At 69.7% G+C, this 14,189-nt stretch carries 10 protein-coding genes; 8 read left to right on the forward strand and 2 right to left on the reverse strand.

Annotated features, from left to right (window positions below; translation table 11 throughout):
• Positions 1-197 precede the first annotated feature (197 nt).
• From AB0O40_RS35515 to AB0O40_RS35545, 7 genes are all read left to right on the forward strand, one after another.
• Positions 198-1,343, forward strand: a complete 1,146-nt coding sequence (locus AB0O40_RS35515; protein WP_365049983.1) for a ParA family protein — start codon at positions 198-200, stop codon at positions 1,341-1,343.
• Positions 1,340-2,350: a ParB/RepB/Spo0J family partition protein gene (locus tag AB0O40_RS35520; RefSeq protein WP_365049985.1), complete on the forward strand. Its 1,011-nt coding sequence runs from the start codon at positions 1,340-1,342 to the stop codon at positions 2,348-2,350. The genes AB0O40_RS35515 and AB0O40_RS35520 overlap by 4 nt, the downstream gene beginning before the upstream one ends.
• Positions 2,351-3,553: 1,203 nt before the next feature.
• Positions 3,554-4,183, forward strand: coding sequence for a helix-turn-helix domain-containing protein (locus tag AB0O40_RS35525; protein ID WP_365049987.1), 630 nt, complete (start codon positions 3,554-3,556; stop codon positions 4,181-4,183).
• A 46-nt stretch (positions 4,184-4,229) separates the two neighbouring features.
• Complete coding sequence (locus AB0O40_RS35530; protein WP_365049989.1) at positions 4,230-4,652, forward strand: hypothetical protein; 423 nt, start codon at positions 4,230-4,232, stop codon at positions 4,650-4,652.
• Positions 4,653-5,040: 388 nt separating this feature from the next.
• On the forward strand, positions 5,041-7,152 hold the full coding sequence (locus AB0O40_RS35535; protein WP_365049990.1) for an aminotransferase class I/II-fold pyridoxal phosphate-dependent enzyme: 2,112 nt from the start codon (positions 5,041-5,043) through the stop codon (positions 7,150-7,152).
• A 68-nt stretch (positions 7,153-7,220) separates the two neighbouring features.
• A complete protein-coding gene (locus AB0O40_RS35540) occupies positions 7,221-8,033 on the forward strand; it encodes an SDR family NAD(P)-dependent oxidoreductase (RefSeq protein ID WP_365049992.1) in 813 nt (270 codons plus the stop codon).
• Positions 8,034-8,044: 11 nt separating this feature from the next.
• Positions 8,045-9,322 carry an enoyl-[acyl-carrier-protein] reductase FabV gene (locus tag AB0O40_RS35545; RefSeq protein WP_365049994.1) on the forward strand — a complete coding sequence of 426 codons (1,278 nt, stop codon included), beginning with the start codon at positions 8,045-8,047 and terminating at the stop codon, positions 9,320-9,322.
• Here the strand turns inward: AB0O40_RS35545 and AB0O40_RS35550 are convergent.
• Entirely contained in the window at positions 9,283-10,734 is a 1,452-nt protein-coding gene (locus AB0O40_RS35550; protein WP_365049996.1) for a hypothetical protein, read from the reverse strand. The two genes, AB0O40_RS35545 and AB0O40_RS35550, sit on opposite strands and share 40 nt — an antisense overlap.
• A 445-nt stretch (positions 10,735-11,179) precedes the next feature.
• On the reverse strand, positions 11,180-11,923 hold the full coding sequence (locus tag AB0O40_RS35555) for an enoyl-CoA hydratase/isomerase family protein (RefSeq protein WP_365049998.1): 744 nt from the start codon (positions 11,921-11,923) through the stop codon (positions 11,180-11,182).
• An 867-nt stretch (positions 11,924-12,790) separates the two neighbouring features.
• Here AB0O40_RS35555 and AB0O40_RS35560 point away from each other — a divergent pair.
• On the forward strand, positions 12,791-13,642 hold the full coding sequence (locus AB0O40_RS35560) for a hypothetical protein (protein ID WP_365049999.1): 852 nt from the start codon (positions 12,791-12,793) through the stop codon (positions 13,640-13,642).
• The last annotated feature ends 547 nt before the right edge of the window (positions 13,643-14,189 follow it).

The raw sequence follows: 14,189 nt of genomic DNA on the forward strand, positions 1-14,189 counted from the left end.
GTCACCCCGTCCCTCGGGGGCCGTCCGGTGTGCCGGTATCGTTGCAGGCGGTCGGTCGCTAACGCCGTTAGCACCCCCACCACGCCCTCGTTGGGGTGCTAACGGCGTTAGCACCCACGGAGGAACTACCGTAGGAAATCGGCAAACCACACCTATTGGATCACCGAGACGGTCAACTGCGGCAGTATGCTGCCGCCATGTCATCTCCGAACTCGGGAGAGGAGCGGGAGAAGCTCGTCTCCAAGATGCCCGCTCACCTCCAACAGGCCCTCAAAGTCCGCTCAGCACAACTCCAGACCGACATGCAGGACGCCGTCGCCGCCGGCATCCAGGCATGGCGCGCGAGCACCCACGAGCTCCCCCCCGTCAACACCGCCAAGGCCGACTCCTTCGGGACCTACCTGCCCGAGGGCCTCTACGAGGACTTCAAGGCCGACTGCCGCGACCGCGGGGTCTCCTACATCCAGGGCCTGGCGCAAGCCGTCGCACTCTGGTTGGACGAGAACCCCGCCGAAGCCCAGCCCGCCACCCGCCGCTTCGTCGTCTGCAACCAGAAGGGCGGCGTCGGCAAGACCGCCGTCTCCGCCGGCCTCGCCCAAGCACTGGCCGAAGCCGGACAGCGGGTCCTCCTCGTCGACTACGACCCCCAGGGCCATCTCACCCACCAGCTCGGCCTCACCGCGATCCCCGCCGGCGAGGAAAGCCTCATCACGCACATGCTCCACCGGGAGAAGGCCCGGCAGCCGCTGCTCGACCTCACCATCGCCATAAAGGGCGACCCCTTCGGCGGCCGACTGCGCATCCTGCCGGCCGCGTTCGACGCCTTCCTCCTCGACTCCGGCCTCACCATCTTCCGGGGACCCCGAGAAGCGGCCCTGGAGCGGGCCCTCACCCCCCTCGAGGAGCACTTCGACGCCATCGTCGTGGACTCCCCGCCCAGCCTCGGCCTGGCCATGGACGCAGCCCTCAACTACGGCCGCCAGCGCGACGGAGACCGGCCCGGCGTCTCCGGCCTGGTCATCCCCGTCGAAGCCGAGGACACCTCCGCGCAGGCGTACGGAATGCTGATCCAACAGATCGACTCCCTCTCCAACGACTTCGACCTCGCCATCGAGCAGCTCGGCCTCGTCGTCAACAAGTTCGACAGCCGCCGCGGCTACATCGCCACCTCCTCCCTCGACAAGTGGAAGAGCCTCGGCACTCCCCCCGTCCTGGCCGTCATCCCCGACGTCAAGGAACAGCGCGAAGCGGTCCGCAAGCAACGCGGCCTCCTGGACTACGCACCTGACTGCGAGCAGTCCCACCAGATGCGCCAGATCGCACGGGGGGTGCAGCTCCCGTGAGCAAGGCGGACATGCTGGGGGACTCCCCCACCTTCGACGCGGTCGCACAACCCATGAGCAGCCGGGCCGCCAGCTTCGCCAGGTTCTCGGGCCAGGATCCCGAACCGGTCGTAGGCCGGCCGGAGACCCTGCGCATGCCGGTGGAGGGCCTGGCGCACAACCCCTTCAACCCCCGCATCGAGTTGCGCTCCATCGACGAACTCGCGGACAGCGTCGCCTCCCGAGGCATCATCCAACCCCTCACCGTCGTCACCCGGCTCGCGTTCCTCAACGCCCACCCCGGGCAGGCAGAGCTGGGGCGGGCCGCGTTCGTCGTCGTCGACGGCAACCGGCGGCTGGCCGCCGCGCGGCTGGCCGGCCTCGACGACGTGCCCGTGCACGTGAACGACGCCCTCGCCGAAAACGCCGACGTCCTCCTGGAGACCGCCCTCACCGCGGCCGTCCAGCACGAGAGCCTCGACCCATTGGACGAGGCGAAGGCACTGGAGCGCCTCGTCGAGGTACACGGCTCCCAGCGTGCCGTGGCACGCTCCCTGGGCAAGTCCAGCCCCTGGGTGACCCAGCGCATCGCGCTGCTGAAGCTCACCCCCGAGCTCCAGGCCGCCGTCGAGGACCGCAGCCTCCCGGTGGAGATCGCCCGCAACGTCGGCCAACTCCCCGCGCAGCAACAGCAGGAAGCCGTCAAGGAAGCTCTCGAAAAGCGGGCGCAGACCAAGGAGCGCAAGCGGATCCAGAGCCCCAAGGGTGCTAACGCCGTTAGCACCCCGCCGCCCGAGGAGGCCCACGCCGTTGGCACCCCGGCCCCGGCGACCCCCCTCGAGGACCCGGCCCCGGTACCCCTGCCGGCTCAGCCCCCGGCGCCCTCGACCACCTCCACCACCACCGGGCAGATCCAGGCACCCTGGGACGACGGGAACAAGGTGGCCGACCTCGTCTTCGCGAAGATGTCGGCAGCTGAACGCGAGGTCCTCCTGGAGCGGCTGCTGGCCGCCCACGGCAACGACTGAGCCCACGCGAAACGCACGGGAGCCCGCGCAGCGAGTGACTGCGCGGGCTCCCGTGCGTCATGGCTCCCACCGGCCCGATGTACCCACCCAACTCCCCTTCGACAGCAGGGTTGACCGGGTTCTTGTACGCGGCCGGGTGCGGACCGTACATCCCAGGGGCGCTGCCCCTGGACCCCGCCAGCGCCTGGCCGCGCTGGACCGGCCGTCGCCGGGGGGCTACTCGCCCCCCGGACCCCCTCGCCAGGCGCTTGGCGCCCTGGACCCGCCCACCCCCCGTGTCCTGCGGCTCCTCCCTGACGGTCGGAGCCGCACCGCTCGGGCGCTGGGCGCCCTCCCTGGACACGGGGGAGGGGCAACCAGCAGAGCACCAGGTCCTCGTGGGCTGAGCCTGGCTTCCTCCCGCAGTCGCCCGGCTGCGGGCCCGCCGGGGCGTGCGTGCGTCACCCCAGGCCGGTGAGGGCAGTTGGGCTCGGCCTTCCTCAAAGGACCAGAGACCGGTGGGCGCTGACGGTCCCCCGGGAAGCCCGCTCACGTCCAACCAGTCGTCGGCTGCCCCTTCCCGGTGCCTGCTCTTTATTTAAGAGACGCCCGCCATCCCACGCCTCTGACCTGCGGTTTCGTCCGCGAGCATGTGTCTGGCCGACACACTCTGCCGAAAATTTGTTAACCCAGCCGACACACTTTCCGGAAAACTTAACCTCAGGGAAAGTTTTTAGTAAACCTAATGCATTCGCAAAGAGTGCAGGTCAGAGAGTTGCCCCAAGATCGCCAACGCACCGAGAACAGCCCGAGATGATCTATGGAATTCGAGCATGTGTGCCACCTGGACGCGCATGACTTAACCAGAGGGCAAGTTATGCGCATTCTCTGCTCCGGAACTTTCCCTCAGCGAAAGTTCCGGAGCGCGTTCACCCGGTCGCTCCGGTCCGGCCTCGCCGGACGCCCTCTCGCTCTTAACCTGACGGAAAGTTCTGTCGCAAAACATTCCGTGACGGAAAGTTCTGCGGGCATGTGTGCGCTCCCCACCGACACGCAATCCATGCGACGCACCGTCAAAACTTAAGCTGGCGGAAACTTTTGGGATAGGCTCGCCCTGCCTGAACAGCAGAGGAGGGCTCAGTGACCCCTGAACCGCCGGCGCGAGGACAGCGCCGGCCCCCACACACCGCACCCGCAGCGCCGCCCGCGAAGGGCGACGACGTCATGGACGACATCGTCAGCCTGTTGGCCGGCCACATCGGGGGGACCACGAGCGTCACCCCCGCGCCGGCCGCCCGCCGGACCACCCGCGGGGGCCCCAAGGTCCAGATCAACATCGACTACGGCGACACCGACCCCCGCAAGATCCACAACATGGCCGGGGAGATCGGCTACAGCATCACCTCCAACTGGTTCGCCCAGTGGATGGCCAAGCTGCTCGTCGCGGGAGTCCTCTCCCGTTCCCAGGCCGCGGTCTTCCTGTTCGTCGCCGGTGGACAGAAGAAGGGGACGGGTATCGCCTCGTACACCCAGCAGCAGATCACCGAGGGGCTCAACGAGCTGCTCGACGGCGTGACCGGGTCGAGGAGGATCACCCGACCCACCGTCAGCCGGGCGGTCAAGGAGCTCATCAAGTGGGGCTGGCTGGAGAGCGTCTCCTACGGCCGCATCCGGCTGAACGTCACCCTCTGGTTCGCCGGCAACAGCGGCGAACAACATTCCGTGCTGGAGGAGATCGCCACACACCACGGGCATGAGCCCGAGGCCTTCCCGCACGCGGTGGGACCCCGGTCCTTGCCGTGCCAACAGGCCTTCGACTTCGATGAGTCGCCCCTTCGCGGAGCAGCCGGATGACCGCCGCTCCGCTGCTCCGACGACCCGGCCAAGGAGGCCCCGCCCCATGCCCAAGCCTGTGATGTCCCCGCTCGTGACCGAACGGATCTGGGCACTTCCGCTCGGCGCCGCCGCGGTGAAGTTCCTCTGCTACCTGATCTCCCGCGGGGAGATGGGCACCGGCAACCTGCCCTCCCAGCAGGTGATGGCGTCCGAGTACAAGGTCAGCCCGGCCGCCGTCAGCAAGCTGCTGGACCCGCTCTTCGAGCTGGCCGTGGTACTGCGCACGCCCAGCGAGCGCAGCCAGCGGGCCAACAGCTACTGCCTGCACCCGCTCGCGGCGCGCTACGAGAGCTCCGAGGCCATGGACGAGGCATTCGCCCTGGCACTGCAGGACATGCGCGAGGGCAAGCTCCCGCCCCTGCAACTGCCCGAGTACCAGGCCGTTCCGCCGGCCCAGGGCACCACGAAACTCCGCAGCGTCGCCTAACCGCACGCGAAAGAGGCCCCCACCGAACGGTGGGGGCCTCTTTCTGCCTGAACAACAGATTGGGCACCAGCATACGTGGACGGCGCGGTCCCGTACAGCGGGCACCGTCCCACCGCGACGGCCTCGGCCGGACACCGCCCCGGCGAGGGGGAGGGGCGTGCCGGCGCCGACACGGGGGAGCGCGACGCCGGCCGTGTGCCACTTCCAGCCTGATCGGACAGCCGTCCGGGACGAGTGCCGCTGCCCGGAGGGCACCGGAGCCCACCACCCGGTCCACCGGTCGGAGGACCCTCCAGGGCCCCGCGCGCAGCCAGCATGAAAGGGCGCCGGCCAGGAGTTGCGCACAGGCAGCAGGAGACGGTCCAGGCGCCTATCCATGGAGATACCGATGACACTGCATTCCACTTCCCAGTGCGACGTCTGTGCCAAGGCGGCCATGACGGAAGCCGTCGGCAACCCGTACTACCCCCAGGTCACGGCCAAGGACGGGCGCACGTTCGACATCGACGGCGTCCCCGCGCTGCTGGCCGCCGGTAACGACTACCTCGACCTGTCGAGCGATTCCCGGGTCCGTCAGGCGGCCCACGACGCCATCGACCGCTACGGGGTGGGCGTCCCCAGCCCGACGGGTTCCGAAGCCGCCGGAAACCGGCAGGCCCGCCGGGCCGCCCACGAGGCGGTCGACCTCTACGGCGTCGGGATGTGCGGTTCTCCGCTGATGAACGGCTACCTCGCCATCCACCACGACCTGGAGGCGGAGATCGCCGCCTGGACCGGTCAGGAGGCCGCCCTCGTCTTCACGGCCGAGGACCTCGCAGTGGTCGGACCGCTGAGCCAGCTGATCCTGCTCAACCGCGACACCGCCGTCCTCGTCGAGGAGTGCGTCGCCGACCGGATCGTGGACGGGCTGAGGGTGGTCGAGCCACGCTGGACCGATCACTTCCGCCACAACGACCTGACGGGCCTGCGGGCCCTCCTGGAGGAGCACGGCAACCGGACCGAACACCTTCTGATCGTCCTCGGGGCGACCGAACCCGGCACCGGCACGAGCCTGGCCCTGGCCAGCATCTGCGACCTCGCAGCCGAGTACGGCGCCGAGATCTTCCTGCACGACCAGGAAGGCGTGATCAGCCGGGACGGAGCCACCGCCCTGCTTGGCCAGGGCGACCGGATCGGCTTCATAGCGGGTTCGCTCGCCGGAGCGGTCGGCTCGGCCGGCGGCTACCTGGCCACCTCGCGCGAGATGGCCAGGCACCTGATCACCCAGTGCACGACCCGGATGTTCGCCGCGGCCCTGCCGCCGTTCCTCAGCGCGGGCGCCCGGGCAGGCCTGGCCGCCCTGCACACCGCCGCCGCCAGGCGCTCCCCCGCGCAGCACGGCTTCATCGACCGCGGCATCGACACCTCCTGCTGGGACGACTACCGCACGATGCGGGAGAACCTCGGCCGTGAACTCGCGGCCTGGGCGGGCAAGGAGGAAGGCGTCGTCTTCGCCGCCGGCTACCTGGCCAACATGCACGGCCTGGCCCGGGTCATCCGCAGGGACCAGGACATCACGGTGATCACCGACAGGTCATCGCACGCCTCGATGGTCGACGGCATCCGCCTGGGCCAGCCGCGCCGGAGCGTCAAGTTCGCCCACAACGACCTGGAGGACCTCGAGCGCAAGCTCGTCGAAGCCCACAAGCGCACCGGACGCGCCCTGATCCTCATCGAAGGCGCCTACTCCGTCGAGGGCGACCTGGCACCGCTGCCCGGCATCGTGGCCCTCGCGAAGCGGTTCGGCGCCGAGATCTTCCTCGACGGTGCACACGGCGTGGGCGTCGTGGGCGGCGGACACGGCACCGCGGCGGCCTTCGACCTGGCCGACGACATCGACTACATCACGGGCACCTTCTCCAAGGCGTTCGGATCGACCGGTGGCTTCCTCCTGGCCTCTGCCGAGGCCGTCGCCACCCTGGGCTTCGAGGACCCGGCCGACCCCGCACTGGCGCTGGCGCCCGCGCTGGTGGCGGCGGCACAGCGCGCGCTGGACATCATGGCGGCGGAGCCGCACCGGACCGCACACGCACACGCCATGGCCGACGCACTGCGACGGGATCTGACCCTGGCCGGTTTCGAGCCTCGTGGCGTGACCCCGATCGTGTCACTCTCGCTGGCGAGCGTCTTCCGGTCCGAGCAGAGCCCCGAGGTGCTGGCCATCACCGACGACAACCCCCGCCGCCAGGCCCTGGAACGCGCCCGGGCCCGCGTCAAGAGGGACAGCTTCTGCACCATCAAGGCCCACAACTGGCTGCTGTCCCAGCGCGCCGTCTACACCAACGCCTTCATCGCCCCCGGCGTGGACGAGCCGGTCCTGCGGCTGAGCACCACCGCCGGCTTCACCCAGGACGACGTCACGACCGTGGTGGACGCCTTCGTCGCCCTGCGCGAGGCCTACCGCGACCACGGCGAGGTCCCGGACGCGCCCGCGGCCGGCCTCGTCCTCCCGGTCGCGTGAGCCCGTCTCCCGGCCCCGCCCGTCCCGCCCCTCCCACCTCGCCTTCCCCCACCGAAAGGACCGCCACCATGGCCGTCGCCCTGATCACCGGTGCCAGCTCCGGCATCGGCGAGGAGTTCGCCCGTCAGCTCGCCCCGACCCATGACCTCGTGCTGGTCGCCCGCGACGTGGACAGGCTCCGACAGCTGGCGGACCAGCTGTCCACCGCCCACGGCACCCGCGTGGACGTGCTGGGCGCAGACGTCTCCACCCGGGCCGGCCGGACGCCCGTCCTGGACCGGCTCACCGACCCGGAGCACCCGGTCGACCTGCTCGTGAACAACGCCGGCATGGGCTACGCCACCGGCGCCACCCAGAACCCCGTCGACGACGAGATGTACATGCTGGAGGTGAACGCCGTCGCCAAGGTGCACCTCTCCCTGACCGCCGTGCAGGCGATGCTCGCCCGCGGCAGCGGCGGCGTCATCAATGTCTCCAGCGTCTGCGGCATCGCCCCCGCCTGGGTCGACTCGCTGTACGGAACCAGCACCGCCACCGTCCTGCGGCACACGGAGGAGATGGCCTACAGCAAGGCGCTGCGCGCCTCCGACGTCAAGGTCATGGCGCTGTGCCCCGGCGATGTGCGGACCGAGTTCAACGACCGCGCCGGCATCCCTGACAAGACCGACTGGGGATGGGTCGACGTCACCGTCCTGGTCCGCACGGCCCTGGCCGACCTGCGCAAGGGCAAGGTGGTCTCCATCCCGACGGCCCGCTACAAGTTCCTGTCCGCCCTGATGAAGCTCGCCCCGAACAGCTGGTCCAAGCTGTACGGCTACGACCTCGGGCGACAGCACCCCGAGATCCCCGCCGCCGTACCGCAGCCGGCCGCCCGGCCCTGAGGAGCGACCCCGTGAACGAGCGGATGATCACCCCCCGAAGCCGCGGCTTCCTGTTCCTGGACGCCCATCCGGACGGCTGCCGGCGCCTGGTCGAAGACACCTGGGCCGCGGTCCCGCAGCCCGCGGGCGGCCCGCCGGCCGGCGACGGACCGGTGGCCCTGGTCATCGGCTGCTCCGCCGGGTACGGCCTGGCGGCGACCGTCGCCGGTCTGGCCCGCGCCGGCATCCGCGGCATCGGCGTGTGCTACGAGAAGGGCCCCGGCCGCCGGACCGCCGGCGCCGGCTGGTACCGGACCGCCGCCCTCGCCAGGCTCGCCCGCGAACACGGCCGGGACATGGTCTTCCTCAACGGTGACGCCTTCGGCGACCAGGTGAAGACGGAAGTCTCCCGGGTACTGCAGGAGCGTTTCGGCGGCCGGCTCGACTACCTCGTCTACTCCGTCGCGGCACCCCGCCGCACCGACCCGGACACCGGCACCGTATACAGCAGCGTCCTCAAGCCCGTGGGACTCCCGCACCGGACCAAGACCCTGGTCTTCGACCCCGACGGGGCCCCGGACGTCCGGACCGTGACCATCCCCCCGGCCGAGGGGGACGACATCGAGCAGACGGTCGCCGTCATGGGCGGCGCCGACTGGACCCGCTGGATCGACCACCTCGATCAACGGGGCCAGCTGGCCGACGGGTTCACCACCGCGGCGCTCTCCTACATCGGCGCGCCGATCACCGAACGCGTCTACCGCCAGGGCACCATCGGTGCGGCCAAGGCACACCTGGAGGCCACGGCCACCCTCCTCGACGCCCGGCTCCGGGCGTCCGCCGGGGGGCGCGCGGTGATCTCCGTCAACGGCGCCGCGGTCACCCAGTCCTCCACCGCGGTCCCCGCCATCGCCCTGTACACGGCGATCCTGCGCTCTGTGGTCGGGGACCGGATGGTGTCCCCGCTCGACCAGCTCGTCGAGCTGTGGGACCTGCTCACCTCGGGCCGCCCGCTGCCGGTCGATCCGCAGGGCCGGGTACGGCTCGACGACTGGGAACTCGACGGGGCGGTCCAGGCGGAACTGAACCGCAGGTGGGACGCCGTCACCACGCAGGACGTCACCACCTTCGCCGACCTCGACTGGTTCACCACACAGGTCCGGCAGTCGTACGGGTTCGACGTGCCCGGCACCGACTACGGCGCGCCCGTCGACGTCGACGTCCCCTGGCCCGGCCCTCCGCAGGGGCCCCAAGCGCACCCCGCGGGCGCTCAGGCGGGCGTGATGCCCTCCTTCGCCCAGCGCTCGTAGACGAACGCGCGGAAGTGCTCCCACCATTCGTGCAGGTACCCGTCGACGACCGCCTCGAGCTGGCGCAGCGTCGCGACGTTCCTGACCTGCGCCTCGTGGAACGCGGCCGTGACGTTCCCGCCGCACTGCTCCAGCAGCTGCAGGTCTTCATGGTCGAAGGACTTCACGGCGATCGCCCGGTCCCCGGATCCCTCGGGGAAGGCGGCCGCCACGGAGAACCTGCCGACCCGCCCGATGGAGTCCTCGAGCGCCGCGTGGTCGATGCCCGGGTGCATGCCCCTGCTCTCTCCCCGGCCCGTCAGCATGTCGAGGATGTGGCTGTCGAGGACCTCGGGAGCTGAGAGGTTCAGCCCCGTGTCGGTGGGGAACACCGTCGGGTTGAAGTGCTTCTTCACCGCGACCCACAGCATCAGCCGGGACTGGGCGACGCCGTCCGCCTGCCGGGGGCCGTGCATGTACTTCCAGAAGAGGTTGCGCCAGCCGAAAACCAGCCACGCCTCGGCCAGGGTGGTCGGCGGGTGCCCGAGCTTCCCCCACAGCGGGGTGTACTTGTACGCCGCGGGATCGTTCTGCTTGGGCCACTCCTTCTCAGGGAGCTTCACCTCCTTCCACGAAGACATCGCGGTGAGCCCCAAGCCCGACAACGCCGCCTGGGTGGCCTGGGGGAGGGCCTCGAACTCGGTGAGGAAGGTCGCGTAGTCGTAGCCCATGTTGCGCATCTTCTGGTACTTGCGCGCCAGCTGCACGATGATCCGCTGGTCCTCGGTGTCGTACTTGAGGTCCGTGAAGTTGCCCAGCGTGGCCTTCTCGTTGGCCGGGGTCGGCTCGTTGCCGACGGAGACGGTCGTGGGAAAGTCCCTCACCCGTCCCACGTACGGGCGGCACGCGACGAAGTGGATCCTCGCGCCGCCCGCGATCTCGTCGGCCAGCAGGGCGAAGACCTTGCCGAGGCCGATCCCGTCGGGCAGCGACTTGATCTCCTTGGCGACCGGATTCTTCGCACTCGCCTTGCGCAGGACCTCGTGCACGTCCGCACCGACGACGTAGACGCTCCCGTCCGTGGCCGCGGAAGGGGACGCCAGGTGCTGGACCAGCTCGGCGTCGCTGAACTTGCTCAGGTGGATGTCGCGCTTCATGGTGCCGCGGTACCGACTGTGGCTTCCCACACCCGACCCCGCGTTCAGGACGGCGAGTCCTACCGAGCGCAGGGTGTAGGAGTCGACGTCCGTGTGGAGGTTGACCTCGACGCCGTCGGGGATCTTGATCTCGCCGTCCACATAGGAAGTGCCGTGCGAGAGCACATAGATCACCCTGCCGGAGAAGCCGCTCGCCTCCTTGGAAGAGGGCGTGGGCGCCGGCCGCCTCACCTTGCCGGAGGTCTTGTCGCCGTCGCTGTCGCGGCGACGCTTCATCCCCTGTCTGACCTCGTCCGGGGTGCGTGTCGAGTCGAGTTCCATGTCAACCTCTCGGAGCGCGCTGCTGCGCGGTGTCGCGTGATCAGCCGTGTGCTCCCGCCGTACCGGAGGTCGTTGCTTCTCACCCTGCCGCAGCACACTCACACGCGACCCCACGCGGCGCGATGTCTGTTCGGACAGGAGAGCAGGCACCACCCCGCGCAACCGCAGGACGACGCACGTCACGCGAATCCTCCGGGGCACCACCGTCCTCCTGACGTATGGGCCGATCGGCGGAGGCCCGGCACGTCCCGCCCTCCCCCTCTGGTCCCCGGGTGCGCCATCGCCATCGGAGCTGTCGTGAAGGCGAGTCGGCGGGGTAGCGGCAGAATCCGCCCGCCTCTGTCAGGCGTCGGCCCCGGTCGCGGGCCGGGGGCGTGACCGCCACCCCCGGCCGGAGCGGTCAGGCAGCCGCCGTCGGGGCGAATGCGCTGAGCGGGATGACCTGTCGGAAGAGGTCGGCTTCGAGGGCCAGGCCGTCGGTGAGGGGCAGCGGGCGGCCGTCGAGCAGGGCCCGCTTGGCGGCGAACAGCGCGGGCGCCGGGTTGCGGGCCACCAGCGCGGCCCACTCCATGGCGTGCCGGTCGAAGTCCTCGGTCGGCAGTACCGCGTTGAGGATTCCCAGCCGGAGGGCCTCTTCGGAGCCGATCGTTCGGCCGGTCAGGATCAGGTCGGCAGCGGGGCCGGACCCGATGAGGCGGGGCAGGCGCTGGGTTCCGCCGCCGCCGGGGATGAGGCCGTTGCGGATCTCGGGCTGACTGAAGTGCGAGCGCACCGAGGCGACGCGGAGCGTGGCGGCGAGCGCGGTCTCCAGGCCTCCGCCCCAGGCCTGGCCGTCGATCGCGGCGACCACGGGCTGGGGGAGGGACTCCAGCAGGGCGAGCGTACGGGGCCAGGTCCCGGCGTCCGCAGGGCTGAGGGTCCCGGCAGCGGCGCGGCGCAGGATGTCCAGGTCGGCGTGCTTGATGAAGATGCCGTCGACGCTGCTCTTGAGGAGGACGACGCTGACCTCGCCAGTGCGCTTGGAGATGTCCTCCAGGTGGCCGGCCAGTTCGTCGAGGGACGCCAGGTCCATCTGGTTGTCCGGCGCCCGGTGGAAGGTCAGGAGGGCGATCCGCTCTCGGGTCTCGGCTGTCCAGTTGCCCATGGAGATTCTCCTCGCGGTGTGCGGTGGTGATCGGAAGGTTTCGGCGCCGCGCGGGGCGACGACGCCGGGACCCTGTTGATCCTCCGCTCGGCACCCCGGTGCCGTAATCGCCGATCGGCTCCCGCAACGTGCTAGTACTCCGGGGACCCTCGTGGGGCGGAGGCTGGACTCTCCCATGACCTGGCAGGAAGCTCATATCGGCCGGGGCCATCGCCATAGCGGTGTGGCGGAAGCCCGGAGCAGGTGACGTTCCGGCGGCGGGACTCCACCGGTGGCCCAGGCCATGGAAAGCGCCCTCAGCCCCAGGAGTCCCGATGACCACACTGCCCGTCGTAGTCGACCGCCACCAGCGGTCCCAGCCACGGACGCCCTACCCGCTCACCCAGCTCCCGGCAGAACGCACCGTCCGCAGACCGGGGCCGGATCTGCTCCCGTCCAAGCGCTGGCTAGGGGAGTCGCTCCATGCCTCGATTGACGGGCGTGATTCCTACGTGGGGATGCGGCAGGCCCTGAGGGGCCGCACCCGGGGTATCTCCTTCCAATTCCGCGGCCGCAGCAGTCTGCAGGACGAGGGCTTCGAGCTGTTCTTGCTGTGGCGTAAGGGCGAGCCGTTCTCTCTGGCTCGCGAGCGCCTTGCCTTCCTGACAGCGGATTCCGAAGCCGGGACAGCGCCCAGGGACCACATGCTTGCGGAGTTCGAAGGGTTGGAGCGCCTCGTGCCGCGCCCGGCAAGGATCGAGCTGTTCTGCCGCCACGAGCCTGCTCTTCCTTGGGGCGTATTTTTTGTTCTTGTGTCAGCTGGAGGCTTTGTTGTTTCTGTGCTGTGGTACTGGCTTGTATCTGTGCGTGGTTGTCTATACCGGACGCGTGTCTGTCGAGTTGGACCGTGTCTTGTCCGGAGTTCGTTACCGTTTCGTCGCCGCCACAGTCTTCCTGCCCGCTACAGTCCTCCTGCCCGCCGCTGGCTCCTCTTCCCCCGCCGTCACGCCCCTGCTGTGCCCGCTGGCCGACCGCTGGATCGCCTTGCCGGCCCTCTCCACCTTCTTGGCCGAGGTTGAACTGGCCCGCCTCTGTTGCTGCCGCGCGTCGTTCGGGGTTGACCGTGACTTCTTCCCGTTGGTGGTTCTGCAGACCAGCGAGGCCGGGGTGGCTTGGTGTCTGTACCGTGCGAGTGTGCACCTGCTTCTGGTGGCGGGGCTGGCTACTGCGGTGTTCACCGCCGCTTCCGCCACCCAGTTGGTCACCGCTCATGTCCACGACCTGGTCCCGGACGCTTCCACGGTCATGCTCCACGACGATGGGCTATGCCAAGGCTGTATGACCCATCAGGTCCTTTTGTGGGCGCGCTCGTTGCTGATGGCGGCCCGCCGCGTCTGGGACATCGCCACCGGCACCGGCGGTCCCCTCTTCACCGACCCCCTGGGTAGTACAGGCGTGCTGTTCGTGACTGCCTTCGCCGAAAGGTGGAAGCTCTGCCCTCCCGAACCATCCCGGCCGAAGCCATGCAAGGGGAGGACGGCGTCGCGCGCGGAGCGGCAGCAGAAGACTCTCTGGCCGGTGTGCACTGTGCACTACGGGCTGGCCTGGGCGATGCGTGGGCCTGACACCATGCGTGGCTGCCCGTATCCGCCTCCTCACAGCCGCAGGAGCATCGCGAGGAGGAAGAACGGTTGGCTACCACCGGACTACGGACTACGCGAACTCCAGCCCCTACGCTGAGACGTGGAGCTGTTCCCCACCCTGCCGTCTTTCCGTCCGTACTCGAGGTCCGTAGACCACAGCTTGCCGTCGCAGGACTTGGGGGTGGGGCACTGCTTTGTATCCCAGTAGCCATCCTCTTCTCAGAATGAAGCAGCTGGAGCAGCTGGATGAGTTGCCCCGATCGCCTGCACGACAGACGGTGGCCGGCCCTCCTCCCAAGCAAGGTCCGGACCACGTATAACCGCTGCCCCAGCCGACCTCCGCCCAGGTGCGCCGGGTCTGCACCCGCCTGCAGGCCGACGGCCCCGCCCGCGGCAGCGGGCTGGTGCTGGAGGCGAAGCCGGAAGGATGAGCGGGGGAGCGAAGCGGACCCGCCAACGGGCCGAAGGCCCGGACTCTGTGAAACAGGGTCATCCCTGGCCTGCAGAGCAGGCCATTCAGGACGAGCGAAGCGAGACCTGAACCAGTCCGGAGCGAAGCGCAGGACTCCGGCCGAAGGCCGGCATCGGCCCGGCTTCGCCGGGCAGCCTCTGGAGCGAAGCGGAAGAGGCCAGGGCAGATCGGA

Origin of the sequence: Streptomyces sp. NPDC089919 (assembly GCF_040684615.1) — a bacterium.
In the GTDB taxonomy this organism is placed as follows: domain Bacteria; phylum Actinomycetota; class Actinomycetes; order Streptomycetales; family Streptomycetaceae; genus Streptomyces.